At 42.9% G+C, this 22,397-nt stretch carries 18 protein-coding genes, 1 tRNA gene and 1 riboswitch; of the genes, 12 read left to right on the forward strand and 7 right to left on the reverse strand.

The annotated features are described in order from the left end of the window. The first annotated feature begins 193 nt into the window (after positions 1-193). From CST_RS00290 to CST_RS00310, 5 genes are all read left to right on the forward strand, one after another. Positions 194-1,978, forward strand: coding sequence for a cache domain-containing sensor histidine kinase (locus tag CST_RS00290; RefSeq protein WP_015357790.1), 1,785 nt, complete (start codon positions 194-196; stop codon positions 1,976-1,978). A 17-nt stretch (positions 1,979-1,995) separates the two neighbouring features. Then, on the forward strand, positions 1,996-3,567 hold the full coding sequence (locus CST_RS00295; protein WP_015357791.1) for a response regulator: 1,572 nt from the start codon (positions 1,996-1,998) through the stop codon (positions 3,565-3,567). Positions 3,568-3,717: 150 nt separating this feature from the next. Further along, on the forward strand, positions 3,718-4,647 hold the full coding sequence (locus CST_RS00300; protein ID WP_015357792.1) for an ABC transporter permease: 930 nt from the start codon (positions 3,718-3,720) through the stop codon (positions 4,645-4,647). Positions 4,648-4,671: 24 nt separating this feature from the next. Next, entirely contained in the window at positions 4,672-5,571 is a 900-nt protein-coding gene (locus CST_RS00305) for a carbohydrate ABC transporter permease (RefSeq protein ID WP_015357793.1), read from the forward strand. Between the two features lie 85 nt (positions 5,572-5,656). Further along, a complete protein-coding gene (locus CST_RS00310) occupies positions 5,657-7,438 on the forward strand; it encodes a type 2 periplasmic-binding domain-containing protein (RefSeq protein WP_015357794.1) in 1,782 nt (593 codons plus the stop codon). A gap of 91 nt (positions 7,439-7,529) precedes the next feature. On the opposite strand, the gene CST_RS00315 is transcribed toward CST_RS00310, so the two are convergent. From CST_RS00315 to CST_RS00330, 4 genes are read right to left on the reverse strand one after another with little or no spacing between them, the layout of a single operon-like run. Further along, complete coding sequence (locus CST_RS00315; RefSeq protein WP_015357795.1) at positions 7,530-8,147, reverse strand: 50S ribosomal protein L25; 618 nt, start codon at positions 8,145-8,147, stop codon at positions 7,530-7,532. Between the two features lie 39 nt (positions 8,148-8,186). Further along, positions 8,187-9,254: a glycoside hydrolase family protein gene (locus tag CST_RS00320; RefSeq protein ID WP_015357796.1), complete on the reverse strand. Its 1,068-nt coding sequence runs from the start codon at positions 9,252-9,254 to the stop codon at positions 8,187-8,189. Next, complete coding sequence (locus CST_RS00325) at positions 9,254-10,429, reverse strand: glycosyltransferase family 4 protein (RefSeq protein ID WP_015357797.1); 1,176 nt, start codon at positions 10,427-10,429, stop codon at positions 9,254-9,256. Before CST_RS00325 ends, CST_RS00320 begins: the two co-directional genes overlap by 1 nt. A gap of 50 nt (positions 10,430-10,479) precedes the next feature. Continuing rightward, complete coding sequence (locus tag CST_RS00330) at positions 10,480-11,523, reverse strand: nucleotidyltransferase family protein (protein ID WP_015357798.1); 1,044 nt, start codon at positions 11,521-11,523, stop codon at positions 10,480-10,482. Between the two features lie 361 nt (positions 11,524-11,884). Beyond that, positions 11,885-12,065: riboswitch (cobalamin riboswitch) on the forward strand. A gap of 175 nt (positions 12,066-12,240) precedes the next feature. On the opposite strand from CST_RS00330, the gene CST_RS00335 reads away from it, so the two are divergent. From CST_RS00335 to CST_RS00360, 6 genes are all read left to right on the forward strand, one after another. Further along, positions 12,241-14,565 (forward strand): anaerobic ribonucleoside triphosphate reductase, encoded by a 2,325-nt coding sequence (locus CST_RS00335; protein WP_015484809.1) that lies wholly within the window; start codon positions 12,241-12,243, stop codon positions 14,563-14,565. A gap of 14 nt (positions 14,566-14,579) precedes the next feature. After that, entirely contained in the window at positions 14,580-15,089 is a 510-nt protein-coding gene (nrdG, locus tag CST_RS00340; protein ID WP_015357801.1) for an anaerobic ribonucleoside-triphosphate reductase activating protein, read from the forward strand. 415 nt (positions 15,090-15,504) lie between these two features. Next, the gene (dcd, locus tag CST_RS00345) at positions 15,505-16,029 is read left to right on the forward strand and encodes a dCTP deaminase (RefSeq protein ID WP_015484810.1); all 525 of its coding nucleotides are present in this window, start codon (positions 15,505-15,507) and stop codon (positions 16,027-16,029) included. A gap of 14 nt (positions 16,030-16,043) precedes the next feature. Next, the gene (locus tag CST_RS00350; protein ID WP_015357803.1) at positions 16,044-16,481 is read left to right on the forward strand and encodes a GNAT family N-acetyltransferase; all 438 of its coding nucleotides are present in this window, start codon (positions 16,044-16,046) and stop codon (positions 16,479-16,481) included. Between the two features lie 356 nt (positions 16,482-16,837). Beyond that, the gene (locus CST_RS00355; protein WP_015357805.1) at positions 16,838-17,953 is read left to right on the forward strand and encodes a DUF2974 domain-containing protein; all 1,116 of its coding nucleotides are present in this window, start codon (positions 16,838-16,840) and stop codon (positions 17,951-17,953) included. Between the two features lie 97 nt (positions 17,954-18,050). Further along, a complete protein-coding gene (locus CST_RS00360; RefSeq protein ID WP_015357806.1) occupies positions 18,051-19,796 on the forward strand; it encodes an O-antigen ligase family protein in 1,746 nt (581 codons plus the stop codon). An 88-nt stretch (positions 19,797-19,884) separates the two neighbouring features. Here CST_RS00360 and CST_RS00365 read toward each other — a convergent pair. Continuing rightward, positions 19,885-19,973: transfer RNA gene (locus CST_RS00365), tRNA-Ser, on the reverse strand. Positions 19,974-20,054: 81 nt separating this feature from the next. Beyond that, positions 20,055-20,492: a methylglyoxal synthase gene (locus CST_RS00370; RefSeq protein ID WP_015484811.1), complete on the reverse strand. Its 438-nt coding sequence runs from the start codon at positions 20,490-20,492 to the stop codon at positions 20,055-20,057. A gap of 388 nt (positions 20,493-20,880) precedes the next feature. Between CST_RS00370 and CST_RS00375 the strand changes: the two genes are divergently transcribed. Continuing rightward, positions 20,881-21,696, forward strand: a complete 816-nt coding sequence (locus tag CST_RS00375; RefSeq protein ID WP_015357809.1) for a phosphatidate cytidylyltransferase — start codon at positions 20,881-20,883, stop codon at positions 21,694-21,696. 11 nt (positions 21,697-21,707) lie between these two features. On the opposite strand, the gene tadA is transcribed toward CST_RS00375, so the two are convergent. Further along, a complete protein-coding gene (gene tadA, locus CST_RS00380) occupies positions 21,708-22,151 on the reverse strand; it encodes a tRNA adenosine(34) deaminase TadA (protein WP_015357810.1) in 444 nt (147 codons plus the stop codon). Between the last annotated feature and the right edge of the window lie 246 nt (positions 22,152-22,397).

Below are 22,397 nucleotides of genomic sequence, written 5' to 3' on the forward strand. Positions count from 1 at the left end.
AAATGCCGGATACAAATCCCGGCATTTTTTTTAAGGCCGGAGTTTTGTTTTCGGGCCGTATACAGACCTGATCGTTCCTTTTTGTGAAGGCAACAGGGAAGTTGACATGTAAAATGCATTATAAGAAAATATTATCGGAAAACCTGCTTGTCCTAAAGACGGTTTTTAATAAGCGGCTTAAGGAGAATGGGCCGTGAAAAGGCTGATACGGTATTTTTCGGATATTAGCGTAAGCTGGAAGTTTGTCCTGGCGTATTTCTCAATCCTTATCATTCCTGTGATACTTGCGGGATTTTACCTGTATTATCAGGTTTCTGAGTCAACAATTGCCCAGGCCTCACTGGTCATGGAACAAAACCTGCTCCAGACCAAAGCAAGTATTCTTCAGAATGAAAAGGTAATAGAAAACATTTCGGGCATTTTGGCGCTAAATTCCGATTTTATGAATTTCCTCGAATATGAATACCCCGATTTGAATAAGAAGATTGAAGAATACCAGTTCAGTTACTCCCCTCTGATTGAAAACATTCTAATCCAGAACAACAGCATCCATTCAATTCGCATATATCTTGAAAATATCATCATAAGCGAAATGCTGAACAGCTATTACAGCATCACCGTTACGAAGTCAAGCGAACGCTTTCTGGAGATGGCAAGGGATAAGCCGCAGAAAAAAGGATGGGTAAGCTCACATTCGGCTAAAACCCATGTTTTCAGAAATATTGCAGACAATACACAGGTGTTTTCATATAACAGGGAGCTTTTTTCACAGCGGCAGAAATATCTGGGCATGCTGGAAATAGAGGTCAGGGAGGAAGTCCTGTTCAGTATGCTCAGGGATCCGGTGATTAACGAGATGGGGAATGTTTTCATAGTGGACGCTGAAAACAAAATAGTGTCGGGCAATATTCCCGAATATTACCTTGCAGACATTTCAGAAACCGGATTAAAAAATTTTCAGGCCGGCTCCCGGAAAAGAACGGTGGAAAAAGTGAACGGTACCGAAGCGATTGTCATAACCATCCCGGTGGAGCAGATAGACTGTACCATTGTCGGCATTTTCCCCGTTAAAAATTTCAACGGGGAAATCAGGAAATCCCTGAAGGATATAATCGTGGTTCTTACCGCGTCATCGGTTGTGCTGGGGGTAATCATATATTTTACAACAAACATGCTGCTGAGGAGAGTAAAAAGGCTTGTCAGCGCAATGAACAAAGTAAGGGACGGCAATCTTAACGTATCTGTACCTGTAAAATCAATGGATGAGTTCGGAGTTCTGGCTTTGAACTTTAACCGCATGACACAGCGAATATATGAGCTGGTGGAGACGGTTTATAAAATTCAGCTTATGGAAAGGGAAGCGGAGCTGAAAGCCCTGGAGGCGCAAATCAATCCTCATTTCTTATACAACACTCTGGCTACGATATCCTGGGTGGCAAGAAGGGAAAAGGCTCCGGAAGTGGTAAGGATGGCAAATTCCCTTGCAAAATTTTACCGCCTTGTATTAAGCAAGGGCGGAACTGTAATCACGGTGGAAGAAGAACTGGAAATGGTGAAGTCTTATCTTGAAATCCAGAAAATCAGGTTCGACGATTTGTTTGACGTGGTATACAGGATCGATGAAAGAGCATATAAATACAATATTGTTAAAAACATTCTCCAGCCTCTTGCCGAAAATTCTCTGACCCACGGCATAGAGCCCAAAAGGTACCACGGTACGATAATAATATATGTAGGTCTGACCGGGGACAAAATTTGTCTTAAAGTTATTGACGACGGTGTCGGGATGAATGCCGAGACTGTGAAAAAGGTGATGCAGGGCAAGGTGGAACGCTCAAAAGGCAGCGGATATGCGGTTAAAAATGTGCTGCAGCGGCTTAAGGCATATTACGGTGATGATTTTTCGGTCAATATATTCAGTAAACCCGGCATTGGTACCACCGTTGCAATAGAAGTGAGCAAAGACATTAAATCTTAACCGGGAGGTTGAAACCATTGCTTCGCCTTTTGATTGTTGAAGACGAAAAATGGGAAAGGGAAGGCCTTGTTGATTTTCTCGACTGGAAGGTTTTCGGAATTGAGATAGCGGGGACCGCCCGTGACGGTCAGGAGGGATATGAAAAAGCCTTAAGGCTTAAACCCGATATAATTCTGACCGATATCAAAATGCCCGGTATGGACGGTATTGAAATGTCAAAGAAAATAAAGGAGGTGCTGCCTGACATAAAAATAATTATCCTGAGCGGGTATGATGATTTCAGGTTTGCGCAGGAAGCAATAAGTTTCAATGCCAGTGCATATGTTTTAAAGCCTTTTGAGGAAAATGATCTTATACCCGTTATCCGTAAAGTGGCTGACATGTGTAATAAGGAGAGGGAAAAGGCAGGCTGGGAGCGGGAAGTTGTAAACAGGCTGAATGAAAGCATAAAAAGGGTAAAAATGAATTTTTTGAACGAATGGCTGTCGGGCCCGATAGCAAAGGAAAGCCTGATGGAAAAACTCAGGGAATTTGACATGAGCATTAATCCTGATTCAACGTACGTTGTGGTGCTTATTAAGTGTGCCGGCGATCAATCCGGCACACTTGATGAGGCGGTCAGGTGGTTTACCGAAAAGGCCCGGGATAAAAATTATCTGTTTTTGACCGAAGACCCCAGGGAAAAAGAAACGGTCATCTGTTACGAATGGGATGAAACTGTATACCCGATGCTTGAAAGTATAAATTCCCATATAAAGGAAAATTATGGAGTTAGCGTTGTTACCGGCGCGGGCGAAAAGGCAAATCCCTTAAATCTTCATGTTTCATACAGCCAGGCAAGGGAGGTGGTGAAACATCAGTTATTCTGGAATGATTACCGCGTGTTTCGGTACAGTGAGATATATAAGCTTCAGGAAAAATTCATGGAAAGAGCCAATGAATTCCTTGTTCACGGTGATTATTTTTCGAAACAGTTCATACTTGCACTGAGCTCGGCAAACGAAAAGAGGGTTTCCGAACTTCTCGGTGAACTGTTTGTATATATTAACGAAGCCCGTGGTGCCGGTACCAATTTTATAATAAATTTCGTCAAAAATATTGTAAATGACATTTATATTTTCATATATACACTCCACCCGGATTTTACAGCGTCCTATCTTTATGAAAAGGCATGGAGCGGGTGTACTGCCGAAGGGTTAAAGGACAAAATGGAGTTGTTCCTGAAAAATGTAGTCGGCATGCAGAAAAACAGGCTGAGCCATGATGAGCAGACCGTAAAGAAAGTAATAAAGATTATTGAGGAACGATATATGGAACCGCTGTCGATAAAAACCATTGCAAATGAAGTGTTCCTGTCGCCGAATTATCTGGGAAGCATTTTTAAAAACCATACCGGGAAACGCTTCAACGAGTATTTGAATGAATACAGAATGGAGAAGGCAAAAGAACTGCTGAAGTCTCCCAAAAACAAGGTGGCGACAGTTGCGGCGTTAGTGGGTTTTCAGAACACTTCGTATTTCTGTTCGGTGTTTAAAAGCACTTTCGGCATAGCTCCCGGGGAATATCAGAAAAATTTGAATTCAATATAAAGTTTGTTGATTTTTATAACAATCGTTGATTATTGTTATATAAATTTCCCGGCGCAGATAATAAAATAATGGTAGGCAATAAAGTTTAAATGAAACTTTGGCATCTTTTCTGTTTTAATTGTTCAATTATTAATTCCGGGGGAAATACCAATGTATTATGACCGCAGAAAAAGGATTGTAATTAAGGACAAATACCGCCTTTTTCTTATGGCGCTGCCGTTTTTGGTTCTTACATTCCTGTTTTCTTACCTTCCGCTGCACGGATGGGTTTACGCCTTTTATAATTACAGGCCTGGAATACCGTTGCGGCAGAACGAATTCGTCGGGTTCTACTGGTTTAAGTCAATTGTGTCCAATCCCACACAAACCGCAGAGGTGTTGAGAGTCCTGAGAAACACCTTTGCAATGAGCACTCTGGGATTATTAACTTCGGTCCTTCCCGTAATTTTCGCAGTTTTCCTTTCGGAAATAAGGGTTGACTGGCTAAGAAAAAGCGTCCAGGTGCTTACAACATTGCCCAATTTCATCAGCTGGGTACTGGTTTATTCTTTTGCCTTTGCTTTGTTTTCAACCAATACGGGCTTTGTAAACCGTATATTAATCCAGCTCGGCGTTATAGACCGTGGAATTAACTTCCTTGCTTCAAACAAACATGTATGGCTGACGATGATTTTATGGAGCACATGGAAAAGTCTGGGGTGGAACGCAATAATGTATCTTGCCGCAATTACAAGTATTGATCCTGAGCTGTATGAAGCGGCAAGAGTTGACGGAGCGGGAAGATTCAGCATGATATGGCATATTACCGTTCCGGGGATTATGCCAACCTATTTTGTTCTGCTTCTTTTGCAGATCGCCAATTTCATCAACAACGGGATGGAACAATACTATGTGTTCCAGAACGCGATCAACAAGGATTACATAGAGGTTCTGGATTTGTATGTTTACAACATAGGAATGATAGGTACAAGCTTCTCATTTGCAACTGCGGTGAGTGCGCTGAAATCGCTGGTCAGCGTATTTCTGCTGATGTTTGCCAACGGCTTGTCCAAATTAGTCCGTGGTGAAACCATAATTTAAATTTCGTATGCATGGAGGGAAAATATGGAAAGAAAACAACACGGCACCGGTGAAGTGGTTTTTAACGCAATCAACTATACCGTTTTTATCCTTTATACGCTGATTTGCGTCTTCCCGTTCTATTACCTGTTTATAAACACCATAAGCAGTAACGAGCTTACCGGCCTGGGCCTTATCACTTTTTACCCCAAAGGCATTCATCTCAGTAACTACATCCAGGTATTGAAGCTGAAAGGACTTCCACGTGCTGCGCTGGTCTCACTTGCAAGGACGGTTATAGGCACGGCGGCGACTGTTTTTGCTTCTGCCTTTCTTGGATACCTTTTTACGAAGAAGGAAATGTGGGGAAGAAAGTTTTGGTACAGGTTTGTAGTTATCACAATGTATTTCAACGCCGGAATTCTTCCATGGTTTATCACCATGATGAATTTGGGGTTGACGAATAATTTTCTTGCCTATATATTGCCGTATATTGTGCAACCATTTTATATCATATTAATAAAGACCTACGTAGAATCCATACCCCAATCCCTGCAGGAATCGGCACAGCTTGACGGAGCGGGATACTTCACCATATTTTTCAGAATTGTATTCCCGCTGATTACTCCGATACTGGCTACGGTAGCGGTATTTTCCGCAGTGAACCAGTGGAATTCGTTCACCGATACTTTGTTCCTGATGACCGATTCAAAATACTATACCCTGCAGTTTGTGCTTTACAGGTATTTAAATGAGGCCACTGCGCTTGCGTCAATTATAAAAAGCTCCCAGGGACCAGTAAATATGAACCTTCAGAATATGCAAACACCTACCTCGGTGAGGATGACGGTTTCAATGATTGTTGTAACGCCGATACTTCTCGTATATCCGTATTTCCAGCGGTACTTTGTAAAGGGAATTATGATTGGGGCGGTAAAGGGCTGATGGTACGGTAACGTGTCAGCAATGGTGGGAGGATTTGACTCACCGTTTTATAAAAAAGGCAAATAGGTGAAAGGGAGGTAAAAAAATGAGGTTAAAACGCATTTTTGCAGCGTTGATGTCATTTGCAATGCTTCTGAGCATGACGGCCTGCAACGTTACACAGACGGACAAACAGAAAGATACAGGCGTACCGGCTACGACACAGGCTGGCAGTCAGACTGCCGGGGCTTCTGAAAAGGAACTGTACAGAATAGACGTATTTACAATGCTCGGTAACAAGGCAGGCGAACAGACCGGCTGGTTTGCAAAGATTGTAAAGGATAAGTTCAATATTGAAATGAACATGATTGCCTCAAACGTTGAAGGCGGGGACACAAAGTTTGCCACAATGATGGCATCCGGCGACCTGGGAGATATAGTCATATTCGGAAGCGATTCGGACAACAAATGGCTGGACGCCTTGAAAGCCAATGCTCTGTTTGACTGGACGACGGACGGAATACTGGATACATACGGCAAATATATTGTTGAAAACTATTCCAAGGCTATAGAAAAGAATAAAATTAGTTTCGGCAACGGCAAAAGCGTATACGGTTTGGGGCATTCAGTGGCAAACATGCCCGAAGGTCCGTCCGAAGGCGAGGATATGGTTTACCAGTCGGAACTGCGCTGGGATTTGTATGAAAAAATTGGAATGCCCGAAATTGAATCCCCAGAGGATCTGCTCCATGTGCTGAAAAGGATGCAGGAAATAGAACCCACTTCCGAATCAGGGATGCCAACATACGGTTTCAGCATATGGTCTGATTGGGACGGAAACATGGTTATGTATGTTAAGTCTTTTGCAGCGCTGTTCGGATATGACGAAGGAGACGGCTTTAACAATGCGGGATTCCTGCTGTATTCTCCTGACGACGGAGACTGCCAGGGAGCCCTTGATCCTGACGGTTGGTATATAAGAGTACTCAGGCTGTTCTTTAAGGCAAATCAGATGGGGCTTCTCGATCCCGATTCCATTTCCCAGAAATATGATGACGTTATAAGAAAGTATCAGGACGGCGCGATATTATTCTCATTATTCCCGTGGGCGTGCAATGTGTACAATACTCCTGAGCGTTTGAGTCAGGGCAAAGGTTTCAGGTATGTACCAATTAAGGGTCAGAAAATAATATCCTATGGCTTTGACGAACGCGGCGGAAACAGGGTAATAAGCATAGGCGCGAAGGCCGAACATCCCGAACGCCTTATGGAGTTGATTAACTGGATGTACACGCCCGAGGGGGTTATGACGATATACAACGGCCCCGAAGGGCTTACGTGGGAGATGAAGAACGGAAAACCGGTACTTACCGAGTTTGGAAAGCAGGCACTTCCGAACAATCCGGTTGATGTGCCGGAGGAATTCGGCGGAGGAACCTTCCAGGACGGGCAGAACCAGATGAATTTTGAGACGGTGCATCGCAATGCGATAAATCCTGAAACCAATGAACCTTATGATTTCAGACTCTGGTCATCATACCTTGAAGAGAATTCAAATCCGCTGCTGGATAAATGGCGTGAGGCAATGGGGGCTCTGACAACCAAGGATTATTTGATGAAAAATAATATGGTTTCGATAAAAAAGCCGGTATATATGGGGAAAGCTCCTGATGTGATGCCCGATGACTTAATGCAGAAACAGGGGCAGGTGGCTACGGTTATCAAGCAGTATTCATGGCGTATGATGTATGCAAAGGACGAAGCGGAATTTGAACAGTTGCTCAGCGAAATGACCGCAAAGGCAAAAGGCCTTGGCTATGACGAAGTATTAAAATGGAATATTGAGCACGCAAAAGAAGTTTATGAATTTCTTAAAAAAAATAACTGATTAAAATGTTCCGCTGATTTTCTGAGAAGTAAGAAATTAAAACGGGGGATGCCGTCGGTATTCAGGCATCCCCCGTTTTTTCGGGATTAATTCACGCAGTTTCTTTTGCTTCCGCCGTTTCCTGCGTACCTGCGGCAGCAGCCTCTGACTCGGCTTCAGCTTCAGGCCCGGCCTCTGCCTTGACCACCTTCGCCACAATTTCGTCTTCTTTTGACAGAAGCTTGACACCGGCAGGCAGTTTTATATCACCCATTGTTATTTCACTGCCGTCAGTCATTTCTGATACGTCAATATCAATAAATTCGGGCAAATCCTTTAATACGCCCTGGATTTCAATTTCATCCTCGAGAATGTTCAGCACAAGCCTGTTCGAACCAAGCTTTTCCCTTCCAACAAACTTAAAAGGAACTGTTACTTTGACAACGCTGTTTTCAGAAGAGGCATAGAAATCAATATGTATCGGTTCCCTGTTTATTAATCCGTACTGTATCTCCTTTATCACGCACAAGTGTTTATTGCCGTTGACCATAACAGTTGCTTTTGAGCCTGTTGTATGTTCGTTGAGAAACCTGTTCATATCCTTCTGGCTGAACTGAACATTCATGCTGTTTTTTACTCCGGGTCCGTAAATCACGCCCGGGACATATCCCATTTTTCTGACCTTCCTTCCGCTTAATTTTCGTTCTTCGGCAACTATCAAGCTGCCCATAAAAACATCCCCTTTCAGTCTGATTTATATTTAAAAGTTTTATGTTGCCATGTTTAATTTGCCATAGTCCGCTGCCGATGCGTAAACATCGGATATCCGTAATGACGAAATGACATACGACACCAGGCTTTCTGCTCCCATATTCAGGTTAACGCCCTGTTCTGTGAGCCCGTCAAAACATGCTCCGCTTTCTTTGTCAATTAGCGGAAGGCCTTTCGAGTTCACACCTTCATACCAGGCGTGGCACATTTTTGCTTTTTGCAGGTAATCCCTGTTTCCGGTTATTTCATATGCGTCAAGATAGGTTAAAGCCGTTTCACAGGCTTCGACGGTCTGCTCGTCATATTCCGCGGGCACCCCGCCCTTTAAATACCAGCCGTTGCACCCCACAGGCTTAAAGTAGCCATACCTGAAAGTAACGCCTTCGAGAAATTCAAGACTTTCCCTTGCCACGTCAAAAAATTTTCTTTCTCCTGTAACTTTGTAGGCCAGCATCAGTGACCATGGCATAATACTGTTGCAATATGCCACAATATTCTCAAACCATTTCCATTCACCGTCTCTGTGGGCTTCATACTGCTCACAGAGGGACCGGGCCAAACCATAGACAATGTTTTTCGCCTGTTTGTCTTCGAGACGGGCAAGGCCTATTATCGTATATGCCTTGGAGCGTGGCGATTTAAGAGACGGTATATTTGACATTGCTTTGTTCAGAAGGTGTAAAAGGCCGTATTTTACCCCCTTTGGAGTGTGCTCGTTTGAAAGGGCGTAACAGATTGCCCAGATGCATCTTCCAAAACAGTCTTCGGAGCCTTCCTCTTCAAGCCATTTTCTTTCATAGCTCATGAAATTTCTGAATTTGCCGTTCTCATTCTGGGCGTTCAGCAAAAAGGACGTATATTTGTAAACAAGGCCAAGATATTTCCTGCTTCTGTATTTTTCATACAACATCAATGCCATTATCAAAGCCCTGGCATTGTCATCGGTTGTATAACCGAAAGTGGGATCGGGAACTGCGAACCTTGAGTGTTGCAGCATGCCGGTATCATCGGTTAACCGGAAGATGTGGTCATCTTTCAATACGGTATTGAAAGCAACCTTTCCCATCAGACCACCATACTGCTCTGGAATTTGGATTTTTCCAGAGTATCAATGAAAAGCTTTGTATACTGATTTGCAATATTCCCCCACATCATTGTCATGCCAACACTCAGGGTACGCTTTTCCATTTCTTTCTTGGCCTTAGGATTGTCCAGCACATACATAATTTTCTCGGCAAGCGAGCCGGCGTCTCTGAATTCTGCCAACAGGCCCTTTCCGTCCGCGAGCATCTCCTTTGCGTAACTGTACGGAGTGGATACAATCACCCTTCCGTATCCTACCGCATAGGCGAGGGTTCCGCTTACCGCCTGATCCTTGCCAAGGTACGGTGTCATGTATATGTCCGACATTTGCAGGTAAGTTATAATTTCATCCTTTGTAAGGTATTTGTCGACAAACATTACATGTTCTTTTATGCCCAGACGCTCAACCAGTTCTATTAATTTCTCTCTGTAGCTTTCGCCGTGTTCTTTTTTTACAACCGGATGAGTCTGCCCGAGGATAAGGTAAATAACATCCTTATGCTTTTCCGCCACTTTTGCAATGGCTTCAATTCCGTATTCCAGCCCCTTACCCGGGCTTATCAGCCCGAAAGTGCTTATAACCGTCCGGCCCGAAAACCCGTGTTTTTCCTTTAATTTTTCCCTCGATTCAACGATTCTGTACGGGACACCGTGCGGTATAACTTCTATTTTTGAAGAAGGTATGTCATACACGCTTTCAAGAATGGGGACTGTATTTTTTGCCATTGTAACGATTTTCGCGCTTTTTTTACCGATGATTTCAAGTACTTCTTTCTGTTTTTCCGAAGGGCTGGGCAACACGGTATGGAGTGTTGTGATAAACGGAATTTTCAGGCTGTTAATAAAGTCGATAATATATTCGCCTGCTTCACCGCCGAATATACCGTATTCATGCTCTATAACAAGAAGTTCTATGTCGGAATCATTAACGGCCCTGGCCGCATTTGTATAGCTTTCCCTGTCGAACTGGGATATCTCCATTATAACACGTTTGCTGTAATTATATCTGTCATTGCTTACCGCAATAACGGCAGGTTTGTTTAAAAGGCTTATTTTGTCAAGTTCTCTCACCAGATCCTGAGTGAAGGTTGCAAGCCCACATTCCCGCGGAGGATATGTACTTAAAAACGCTATATTCCTTATTCTGTTCGAAACCATTTTTCAACCTCCTTCTTTGTATGTAACAGGGGAATAAATCATTCCCCTTTTCATACCGCCATTGTATAGCTGAGATTGTCTGCAAGAATGGAATTGTACTGGTCGCTGTTTCTGTCGACTACGCAGTTGGACATAACCACCGAATTTACAACCGAAGCTCCTCCTTCAACATGGGCGTTATCCCAGACGATGCTTTCCACAACCTTTGCGTCGGTGCCGATGGTTGAGTTGCCGAATATAACGGTATTCGGGCCTATATTTGCAAATGATGAAATTTCCACATTGTCTCCGATATACACCGGTTCCTTTATTTTTGCAAAACGGCTTATTTTAGCAGTTTTACTTATATATTGCGCATTTTTATTAAAATCATGCTCTTTTATTTTTATTAGTCCTTTCAGTATATCTTTGTGAGCTTTAAGGTATTTTTGAGGCGTGCCCAAATCCAGCCAGTAAGAACAGCGGTCGTAAATTGCCATTTTGTAACCTTTGCTGAGCAGCAGCGGATAAGTTTCCCGTTCAATGGAAACCGCCCGCCCTGCAGGAATTTCCTTCAATAATTCCGGTTCAAAAATATACACTCCTGCATTTATCAGGTTAGAACTGGTTTCATCAGGTTTTGGTTTTTCCTTGAAAGCGGTAATAAAGCCATTTTCGTCATGTTCTATAACCCCGTACGCCGACGGGTTGTCAACATGGGTAACAGCAATTGTTGCCAGTGCACCTTTCTGTTTATGGAAGCTAATCATGTCGGATATGTCAAAATCGCTTAAAATGTCGGCATTGAATACCAGAAATGTATCATCGAAAAATTTCTCTGCGTTTTTAATTGCACCGGCGGTACCTAAAGGTTCATCCTCGCATATATAGCTTATTTTAACGCCAAACCGGCTTCCGTCACCAAAATATTTTTTTATTTTGTTTGGTTTATAGCATGTGCTCAATACTATTTCACTGATACCGAATTTTTTTAAGTTTTCAATATTTCTTTCAAGCAGAGGCTTGCCCATAATCGGCACCATTGGTTTTGGCAGGTCGTTGGTTATAGGTCTCAGTCTCGTACCAAATCCGCCTGCTAAAAACAATGCCTTCATATGTAAAACTCCTTTCTTTATGATTTAATTTTTCTTTTCTATGGTCACCCTTCCTTTCTGTGTGTTTTTTATATTATATATATTTCCCAAAAAAAGTAACAATATTCTTTATTAGCACTCATCATTAATGAGTGCTAATAATATATAATACATAATTTCCCCCCTGTTGTCAAGCCGCATGGTAAAAAATGTATTAGTTACATTATAAACCGTTGAAGCATTCCTCCAGTCTGTGGCATCGGCCACCGCAGTAGACACGTAATTCCCAATTTATAAAGCCAGGTACCCAAAAAGCCTTGATTTACAGTAAATAAATATTACTATTGACGCAATATGTTGTATATGTTATTATTTAAAATAACTACATATTGTTATTACAGGTACTGCCTTGCGGCAGTTTAAAAGGGAAGCAGGTGAAAATCCTGCACGGTCCCGCCGCTGTGATGGGGAGGCATCCCATAACGTGCCACTGGGGAATCCCGGGAAGGAATGGGGTGTTGATGAACCAGAGTCAGAAGACCTGCCTGTAATGCCGCACCGTATACTCTACGAGCGATAGAGGGGTGTCGGGTGTTTAAAAGTACTCGGGTGAGTGCGCGTGTGAGTATTCTCCGATTACCTCTTGACGCGTTTGTCGAGAGGTTTTATTTATCACAAAATTCGCAGTCATTTTCTTCAATATTTGAAAAAAACAGGCATGGAAGAGGTGGAAAACAAATGATTACGAAAATCAGGAAAAGGGACGGAAGAGAAGTACCTTTCAACATTGAAAAAATAATAAATGCGATATACAAAGCAACCCGGGCCGCAGGAGAGGAAAACTATGAAAAGGCTGTGGAGCTGGCAGAAAAGGTGACCGAACGGCTCAATAAAGATCCTGACAAAAAGATTCCCGGTGTGGAAGAAATCCAGGACGTTGTTGAAAGGGTTCTTATTGAAGATGGACTTGCGAAAACCGCCAAGGAGTACATATTATACCGCGCAGAACGTACACGTGTCAGAGAAATGAATACAAGACTGATGAAAATATACGAAGAGTTAACTTTTAAAGAATCAAAGGACAATGACCTGAAGAGGGAAAATGCGAACATCGACGGTGACACGGCGATGGGAACCATGCTGAAGTACGGTTCCGAAGGCGCGAAACAGTTCTGCGAAATGTTCATATTAAAACCCGAGCATGCAAAGGCCCATAAGGAAGGCGACATTCACATACACGATCTGGATTTTCTTACGCTTACAACAACCTGCTGCCAGATTGATATTATCAAGCTTTTCAAAAACGGATTCAGCACAGGGCACGGGCATCTCAGAGAACCAAACGACATTCACAGCTATTCGGCCCTCGCGTGCATAGCCATTCAGTCAAACCAGAATGACCAGCATGGAGGGCAGAGCATACCCAACTTTGATTACGGTATGGCTCCGGGGGTTGCCAAAACATACGCAAGGCTGTACAGACAGAACCTGGCTAAAGCCCTGGAACTGCTGGCAGGAGTTGATGATGCTGCGACACTTGTAAGCGAAATTTCAGGGAAAATTGAAAAGGAATACAATTTACGCCCTAAGTTAAACGCGGATGAAGAATATTTAACGCTTGAAAAGGAACATCTGGCGGGATATATAAAGGACTTAGGTATAATCACAAAGGCGCAGGAATTTGCGAACCAAAAAGCATATGCCGAAACCGACAGGAGTACATACCAGGCAATGGAGGCCTTTATTCACAACCTGAATACAATGCACAGCCGTGCGGGAGCGCAGGTACCGTTCAGTTCGATAAATTACGGCACCGATATTTCACCTGAGGGAAGGATGGTCATCAGAAATCTTCTTCTTGCCACCGAAGCGGGGCTCGGCAACGGAGAAACGCCCATTTTCCCGGTGCAGATTTTCAAGGTTAAGGAAGGCGTAAACTATAACCCCGGCGATCCGAACTATGACATGTTCAAGCTTGCCTGCAGGGTAAGTGCGAAAAGGCTGTTCCCGAATTTTTCGTTCATCGACGCGCCGTTTAATCTGAAATATTACAAGCCCGGCCATCCTGAAACCGAGATAGCGTACATGGGCTGCAGGACAAGGGTGATAGGAAATGTGTATGATCCTTCCAGGGAAATAGTTTACGGAAGAGGGAATTTGAGCTTTACAACAATAAACCTGCCGAGAATAGCATTAAAAAGCAATAAGGACATTGAGCTGTTTTTCAGCGAACTGGATAGCAAAATAGACCTGGTAATAGACCAGCTTCTGGAAAGATTTGAAATACAGGCGCGTAAGAAGGTTAAAAATTTCCCGTTTCTGATGGGCCAGGGTGTATGGATTGATTCTGAAAAGCTTGGCTGGGAGGATGAAATAAGGGAGGTTCTGAAACATGGAACCCTTACGACAGGTTTTATAGGCCTGGCGGAATGCCTGAAAGCCTTAACGGGCAAACATCACGGCGAATCCGACGAAGCCCAGCGGCTTGGCCTGAAAATCGTGGGGCATATGCGGAAACGAATGGACGAGGCGAGCAAAAAATACAATATGAATTTTACTCTTATTGCAACTCCGGCAGAGGGTCTGGCGGGAAGGTTTGTAAAACTGGACAGGCAGATTTTCGGCGTAATAGAAGGTGTAACCGACAGGGAATATTATACAAACAGCTTTCATGTTCCGGTGTATTATGAAATAAACGCCTTTGATAAAATACGGATTGAAGCGCCTTATCACGAGCTTACCAATGCCGGGCATATCACGTACGTGGAGGTTGACGGCGATCCCACGCAGAACCTTGAGGCCTTTGAGAAAATCATCAGGGCAATGAAGGAAGCAGGAATAGGCTACGGCTCGATAAATCATCCGGTGGACAGGGATCCTGTGTGCGGATATACCGGAATTATCGGGAATACATGCCCCAACTGCGGAAGGGAAGAAAGAGACATTAAGTTTGAAAGGATTCGCCGAATTACAGGTTACCTTGTAGGTACCCTGGACAGGTTTAACGACGCGAAAAGGGCAGAGGAACGGGACAGGGTAAAACATATGTCCTTCAAAGTCTGAGTCAGGTGGTTCAGATGAATACATGTCTGAGAATTGCAGGAATTATAAGGGAGTCAATAGTTGACGGGCCGGGAATACGGATGGTGGTGTTTGCCCAAGGGTGTAAACATAAATGCCCCGGCTGTCATAACCCCGAAACCCACTCTTTTGACGGTGGTACGTTGGTAACCATTAATTCGGTGATAGAACTTGCGAAAAAAAATCCTCTGCTGGACGGGATTACGTTCAGCGGAGGAGAGCCCTTTGAACAGGCTGAAGCGTTTGCCGCCCTTGCCCGGGAGGCCAAAAAGCTTAACCTTAATATAATGACCTATACGGGTTACACCTACGAGTATATTCTTGCGAATGCATCCCGGTACAGGGGATGGGGTGAATTGCTCGATGAAACCGATATACTTGTGGACGGAAGATTTGAACTGGAAAAAAGAAATTTGCTTTTAAATTTTCGCGGTTCGGAAAATCAGAGAATAATCGACGTAAAAAGGTCAAAAGCCGAAAACGCCGTTGTTGTTATTGATTTATAATATATTCAGAAAGATAAGGGATAAATTAAAAACGGCTTTTTAAGAAAATGGGCTATAATTTAACCAGGATAATTGCAAGGTTTTTGCATACCCACTATAATTGTTAAAAAATACTTTTCGAAGAGAGGTAATCCAATGCCAGCCAATTCTTAGGTTTACGCGATGTTTCAGGCAGCAACACCGCAATGAGTGCCATATATACGGAGAACCTCTCCAGAACATATAAAGTCATGAAAAGCAGGAAGGCCTGAAAAACGCGATAAAAGGTACTGCGGCTTTTTATGCCGGATTTTTAAGGTAAAAATTTCAGTCTTAAAGATCTGGCTAAGATATCTGTAATATAGTAATATATTATATATTTATTTTGCACGCAAATGTTCAGTTTACGCATTTGCCGTTATTTGGAGGGGTTTTGTTGATACTTTCGGGCCTTGAAATTAAAAAACACTTAGGTAAGGAAATTATAATAGATCCTTTTGATGAAAAATGTTTAAATCCCAACAGTTATAACCTCAGGCTGCACAACGAGCTTCTTGTTTATGAAGAAGAAATACTTGACATGAAAAAGCCGAATAGAACCAGAAAAATCATTATCCCTGAAGATGGACTTGTACTGGAACCCGGAAGGCTTTATTTGGGAAGGACACTGGAATACACGAAAACTGAAGGATATGTTCCGATGCTTGAAGGACGTTCCTCGATAGGCAGACTCGGGCTTTTCATTCATGTAACGGCAGGGTTCGGCGATGTTGGTTTCAGCGGCTACTGGACTCTTGAAATACACTGTGTCCAGCCAATAAGAATTTATCCCGGAGTGGAAATATGCCAGATATATTACCACTCCATTGAGGGAGATTATGTAAAGTATTACAACGGGAAATATCAGAACAACAAAGGCATACAGCCAAGTTTGCTTTACCTGGATTTTGAAAAGAAATAAGTGGAGTGGTGACGGTGCAAATTCGGGAAGCGAGGAAAGGCGATCTTGACGGGTTGCAGGAGCTCTACCTGCATCTGCACGAAACCGGAAAACTGCCTGAAACGCCGGAGCTTATTTCGCTATGGAATGAAATTCTTGCCGATGAAAACTATCATATTTTGGTCGCCGAGGTTGAAGGCAGAATTGTATCCAGTGTAACGCTGGTGGTTATAAAAAACCTTACACGGGGTATGAGACCTTATGCGCTGATTGAAAACGTAGTAACGCATAAGGATTACAGGCGAAGAGGATATGCGACGGCTTTAATGGATAAAGCAGTGGATATCGCCAGAGACAGCGGCTGTTATAAAGTCATGTTACTAACAGGGGCCAAAGATGAAAATACGTTGAGGTTTTATGAAAAATGCGGGTTTAACAGCAAAGACAAAACAGCGTTTATAAAATGGATTTGATGGCATTATAAGATTTTAAACAGATTGCGGTATGGTTATCATTGGCCGCTCCGACGGAAGAGAGAAATTCTGTCGGAGCGGTTTGTTTTTAAGGAAATGTGTTTCCCTGCGCGGATACGGACAGGATGAAGATCAATCTTATGGAAATAAAGCAGGTGATAATAATAAAATTTATAGATATAATTAAATAAACAAAACTATATATAGGGAAATTTGTTATGTGCTGAATACGTAAAAGAAAAATACTCAGTTTTGAACAGTGGAATTTTTATTGAAATAAGGACGGGCTTACTGAATGCAATTGGCGTCTGTTCATTTGAAAAAATTTTCAGAAAGTATGATTTGGGAGAATCAATATGAGGAATATCATTGACTATGCTGCAGAGCAGGCTGACAAATTTCAAAACAGGCGGTTTAACGCGGTTGACAGCCTTATTCTGGCACAGCTTTCATACCTCAATTTTGACGGTTTTGTGCCAGGAATGCCTGTAAACGAAAAACCGGTAAGAATCGCGGAAATAGCGCAGAGAGAAAACATTGATTCCTTATTCCGCAATGTGCGGGACGGAGACAGCAACCGAAGGCTTTTCAAAGCCGTTGCAAGCAGTCCAAGGTTTCGTGATACCCAATTGACTTTTTATGTAAATAAAATAGATTTTCAGGCCGAACAGCAGTTTTCAGCCATTACGTTTTTGCTGGACGACGGAACGGTGTATATAGCTTACCGCGGAACCGACGCTACCTTCGTAGGATGGAAGGAAGATTTTAACATGGGATTTATAAGCCCGGTTCCGTCACAGGAAGAAGGCGTAAAGTATCTTAACGCCGTGGCGGGGATGATTCCCGGCGATCTAAAAATAGGGGGACATTCAAAAGGTGGAAACATAGCGGTATATTCAGCCATAAAGTGTCCCCGGTATATTCAGGACAGAATTACCCACGTATTTAACCATGACGGCCCGGGATTTAGGGAAGAATTCTACCAATGCGGTGAATATTTGAACATGAGGGAACGTATACATAAGACCTTGCCGCAGTCTTCGCTGATCGGAATGCTTTTGCACAATCAGGAGAAGTATTCGGTGGTAAAGAGCAACCGATTCTGGATTATGCAGCACGATCCTTTTTCATGGCTGGTTGAAAGCAGTGATTTCTGCTATGTCGGCACGGTGAACAGCAGCGCGATGTTCATGAATACGACATTGAACAAATGGATAAGTTCCTTGGACGACAGCAAGCGTGAATTGTTCGTTGATACCCTTTATCAGGTGATACAAGCCACAGGCGCGACCACTTTTTACGATCTGACGGATGACTGGCAGAAAAAAGCCGCTGCCGCCCTTAAGGCAATCAAGGGAATTGATGAGGAGACAAAAATATTCGTCCTGAAAACCATTGGTTCCATTTTTGTTCTTGCGGCGAGAAATTTATGGGACAGCCGTTCAGGGGTTAACGGAGACAGGACAGGCTAAGCGGCGAATAAAAGTACCTGAAACTGCAATACCCCGCTGGTTTTTGAACTGTTATCAGCATGTTTGTTTTTTGAAATTAAGGGAGTTAAAAGTTTGTATGAGTGAATTGACCGGAAAGAAGGACAAACTGAAGAAATACCGTTATATACCTTTTATAATAATAACAGTCCTTATACCTTTGGCAAAATACCGTATACGGGTTTATCACAATGAAGAAATAAAAAAAGTATTATTGCGCACACAGTGGTATGACGATTATTATTGCCTGATTAAAGTGCTTTTACTTTACCTTGCGGTTTTCCTGATGCTTGTTGCGTATACTTTCAGAAAAAATGAGGACAAAAAATTCCCTGCAATACTGTATTTTCTCATTCCCTATAATATCTGTCTGCTGCTGTCGGTGTGTTTTTCGGATTATAAGATTACGGCTTTGTTCGGTATTGTGGATATGTATGAAGGAGGGCTTACCCAGCTTTGCTACTGTTGTATTCTGCTTTTTTCCTATTATCTGATTTCGGATCCCGAAGACATGATTGCGATAATTAAAATGGCGCTGGCAGCCTCAGTTGCGGTTACGGTTCCCGGTGTACTGGAGTTTTCCGGCGTTTTGCCGCTTGAACAGCCGAACACGCTATCTTCGACAATAGGCAATTCAAACTACGTTGGCACATATGGAGCCGTATTGTTGCCTGTTGCCGTTGCAGTGGTGCTTATTGAGGCAAATTCTGTGAAGCAAGTTACATATTTTTTATTCTTTTTCGGTTCGGCCTTTTTTTTACTCTCGGGTTCCGCGTCCAGGGCCGGGTATCTTGCCGTTTTTGCAACCATTCCGTTCGTTTTCGCTGTTTTGCGTAGGGCGGCAGAGATCCGGGCCAAATGGATGCTTGCATTTGTTCTGTATGGGCTTTGCATATTTTTGTCAATGAATTTATACAAAAACGGGTTGCTATGGGAAGAAATAAAAAGCATGAACCCGTTCAAATCCGAACAGGGACAGGACAGGCTGATTTTTAAGGATATTAAACTGCAGGGGGCGTCCGCCGCGATAGAAACCAACCGCTGGTTTCTCCGGATTGAAAATACCGGCGACGGATTTAAAATGTATAATGAAAGTGGCGGGGAAATTCCGGTACAGAAGGATGAAAATACGCTTAAATTCCTGGATGAGCCCTATACAGATATAACGGGATATGTGGATGAAACAACGGAACTATCGTGGCTGATGCTTGAAATTGAAGGCAAGGACATTGAGTTTGTACTGATTGACGGCAAAATGAAAGTCGTGGGTTACAACGGACAAATTACCGATATTTTTCCCGTTGAATCCTTTGGGTTTAAAGGTAAGGAATCCTTTGCTTCGGGGAGAGGCTATATATGGTCAAGGGCGATACCCCTCTTGAAAAAGGCAGCCGTTATTGGCTACGGCCCCGATACGTTTACATTTATTTTCCCGCAGAACGATATAGTCGGGAAGCTTAATTACGGGGCAATCTGGGCAATCATTGGAAAACCCCATAACTGGTATTTGCAAGTAGCTTTGGGATCAGGGATTGTCTCGCTGCTATGCCTGATTTCAATTTTCGCATGGTATATCATAAAGACTCTCGGCAATATTGTAAAAGCCCTAAAAAAGGGAGAAAAAAGTGCGAACGGTGATTTAATGACATGGGAAATAAAGCGGGAACTGATTTTGACCACGGGAATTCTTGTATCGGTAATGGCCTATCTTATAAGCGGGTTGTTTAATGACAGTATGGTTGCAGTATCCCCGCTGTTTTGGATGCTGCTTGGTTTCGGAATTTCCCTTACTCAGAGGGGAAAAGATGCTCACCCGGAAAAATGAAATTTGACGGACAAAAAAACTCTCATCCTCAGAACTATGAGGATGAGAGTTTTATCCGGTTTATTTTTGCCTGGAATATTTACATGGTTGGCGGAAGAGGTGGGATTCGAACCCACGGTACGTTGCCGTACACCTGATTTCGAGTCAGGCTCGTTATGACCACTTCGATACTCTTCCGTGTTTAACTGAACCGTTCTATCCGCTATATAATTTTATCGTAGAATGCAATTAAAGTCAATAATAGTCATAGCACAAATATTACCACTTTTCAATCCGGCTTTTGTAGGTAAGTACATTATTTTCGTATTCTTCTTCCATCAGCGGAGAGGTTATAAGAAAATCGGCGGTACACTGGTTCATTGCAACGGGTATGTCGTACAAAACCGCTATTCTCAGAAGGGCTTTAACGTCAGGATCGTGGGGCTGAGCGGTAAGCGGGTCCCAGAAAAAGATCATAAAATCCACTTTTCCTTCGGCTATAAGTGCCCCGATCTGCTGATCACCGCCCAGCGGGCCGCTTTTATAAGCCCTTACCGGAAGATCGGTTTCCTTTGTAATTAATGCCGCAGTTGTGCCCGTGCCGCATAAAAAGTGTCTGCTCAATACTTCTTTTCTGCGCTTCACCCATTCAACCAAATCTTTCTTTCTGTTGTCATGGGCAATCAGGGCTATGGTTTTTTGTTTTCCTATTTTCATAATACCTCCTGCTTCAGTTATTTTTAAAAAAAGCATACTATGATTGTTTTTGATTTGCAACCCTTACTGTTTTTTTATTAATATTCAGTTTAAAAATCTGTTTAAAATGTTAACATAAGTGCCCAATATAACTTTGAAAATAAAACATTAATTAAGGGGTAAAAAGAAAGCAGGGAAAGACATGTTAATAATTCTTTTTCAGAAAATGATATTTCCGTGGCACCGTCACAGATTGACGGAGACCCCGTTTTTGATGTCACGATCATATAAGGCAGTATCGTTTTTAAAAGCAAAAAGGGGATACAGACTCAAAATAGCGTAATTGCCAAATTTGTAGCAATTCATAAAGATTTGTCATAAATTATAAATAAAAGACAGGTGCGGAGAAATGCTGAAAACAAGGGTTATTACGGGTGCAGTTATAGCAGTGGTTATAGCGGTGGTTTTGCTTTTGTCCCATATTCCGTGGGTTTTGGATATAACAATTATATGCCTTTCGGTACAGGCTGTTTATGAGCTCTTTCGGGCTACAGGCATGATCCGGAATAAGCCGTTTTATTTTCTTACCTCAATATTGGCTTTATTTGTGTCTTTAATTACCGTTCCGCAATACCGGTACATCATTGCGGCACTTTTTGTCACGGCCGTTATGCTTTTTGCGTATCTTATGGCAAACGTAAGAAACATAAAATGTGTCGGGAAATTAGTATGTGGTATTATTGCCGTTTTGATTGTTTTCTTCTTTAAAACAATGTCTGTAATCCGGATGATGGAAAACGGGCTGTTCCTGCTTGGAACTGTCTTCGTTGTGTCCGCCATGACCGACATTATGGCTTATTTCATAGGGAAGGGTTTTGGCAGACACAGGCTTGCGCCGGTTTTAAGCCCGAAGAAAACGGTCGAGGGCAGCGTCGGAGGAACGGTTACGGCGGTTTTGACGCTTCTGCTGATTGCCGTAATACTGGAAAATAATGCCGTAATTTCGGCGAATTTCGGTATACTTTTGTTATACCTGCTTACGGCTTCGCTGATCGGACAGTTCGGGGATCTTGCAATGTCATCGGTTAAAAGAATTGCCGGGATAAAGGATTACGGAAATTTGCTTCCGGGACACGGCGGAATCCTTGATCGCTTTGACAGCCTCTTGTTTGTACTGCCGTATACATATTTGTTCTGTATGTTTATAGGGCCGTTTCTGAATTAATTCGTGCCTTTTTACCGTTTTGACCTGAAGAATTTCGTCAGCAGCGAAGCGCATTCATCCTCCATTATTCCTGCGTAAACGGTGACGCGGTGATTGAGTTCCTTCAGCCTGAAAACGTCAATCACCGAACCGCAGGCTCCGGCTTTTGGGTCAAAGGCGCCGAAATAAAGGCTTCTTATTCTTGCATTGACAATTGCTCCCGCGCACATAATGCACGGTTCAAGGGTAACATACAAGTCGCAGTCGGTAAGGTACCAGCTGTTCAGAATGCTGCATGCTTTTTCAATTGCGAGAATTTCAGCATGGGCGGTGGCCCTGTTAAGGGTTTCCCGTAGGTTATGGGCCGCGGCTATAATTTTGCCCCGATGCGTAATCACCGCCCCAACGGGAACTTCATCTTCAGCAAGGGCTTTTTTCGCTTCTTCTATCGCTTCTGCCATGAACTTGTTAAACATTTTACAACTCCGTGATTAATTTTTAAAAAACTTTTCCGCACCGCTCTGCACTTCTTCAGCAGGCCGGACGCGCAGATTGCGGCAATTGAAAAGATATACCGGCCGGTTTCATTATACCAGAACAAGTTATTAAGCTGAAGCTTACAGCATATATTTTGAATGTCAAATATACTGTTTTCGCTTAATCGTAAGCTCATTTATTTGTAAAATTACCGGAAAATTAACTCATTGGAGAAATAACGCAGA

Origin of the sequence: Thermoclostridium stercorarium subsp. stercorarium DSM 8532, assembly GCF_000331995.1 — a bacterium.
GTDB lineage: Bacteria > Bacillota > Clostridia > DSM-8532 > DSM-8532 > Thermoclostridium > Thermoclostridium stercorarium.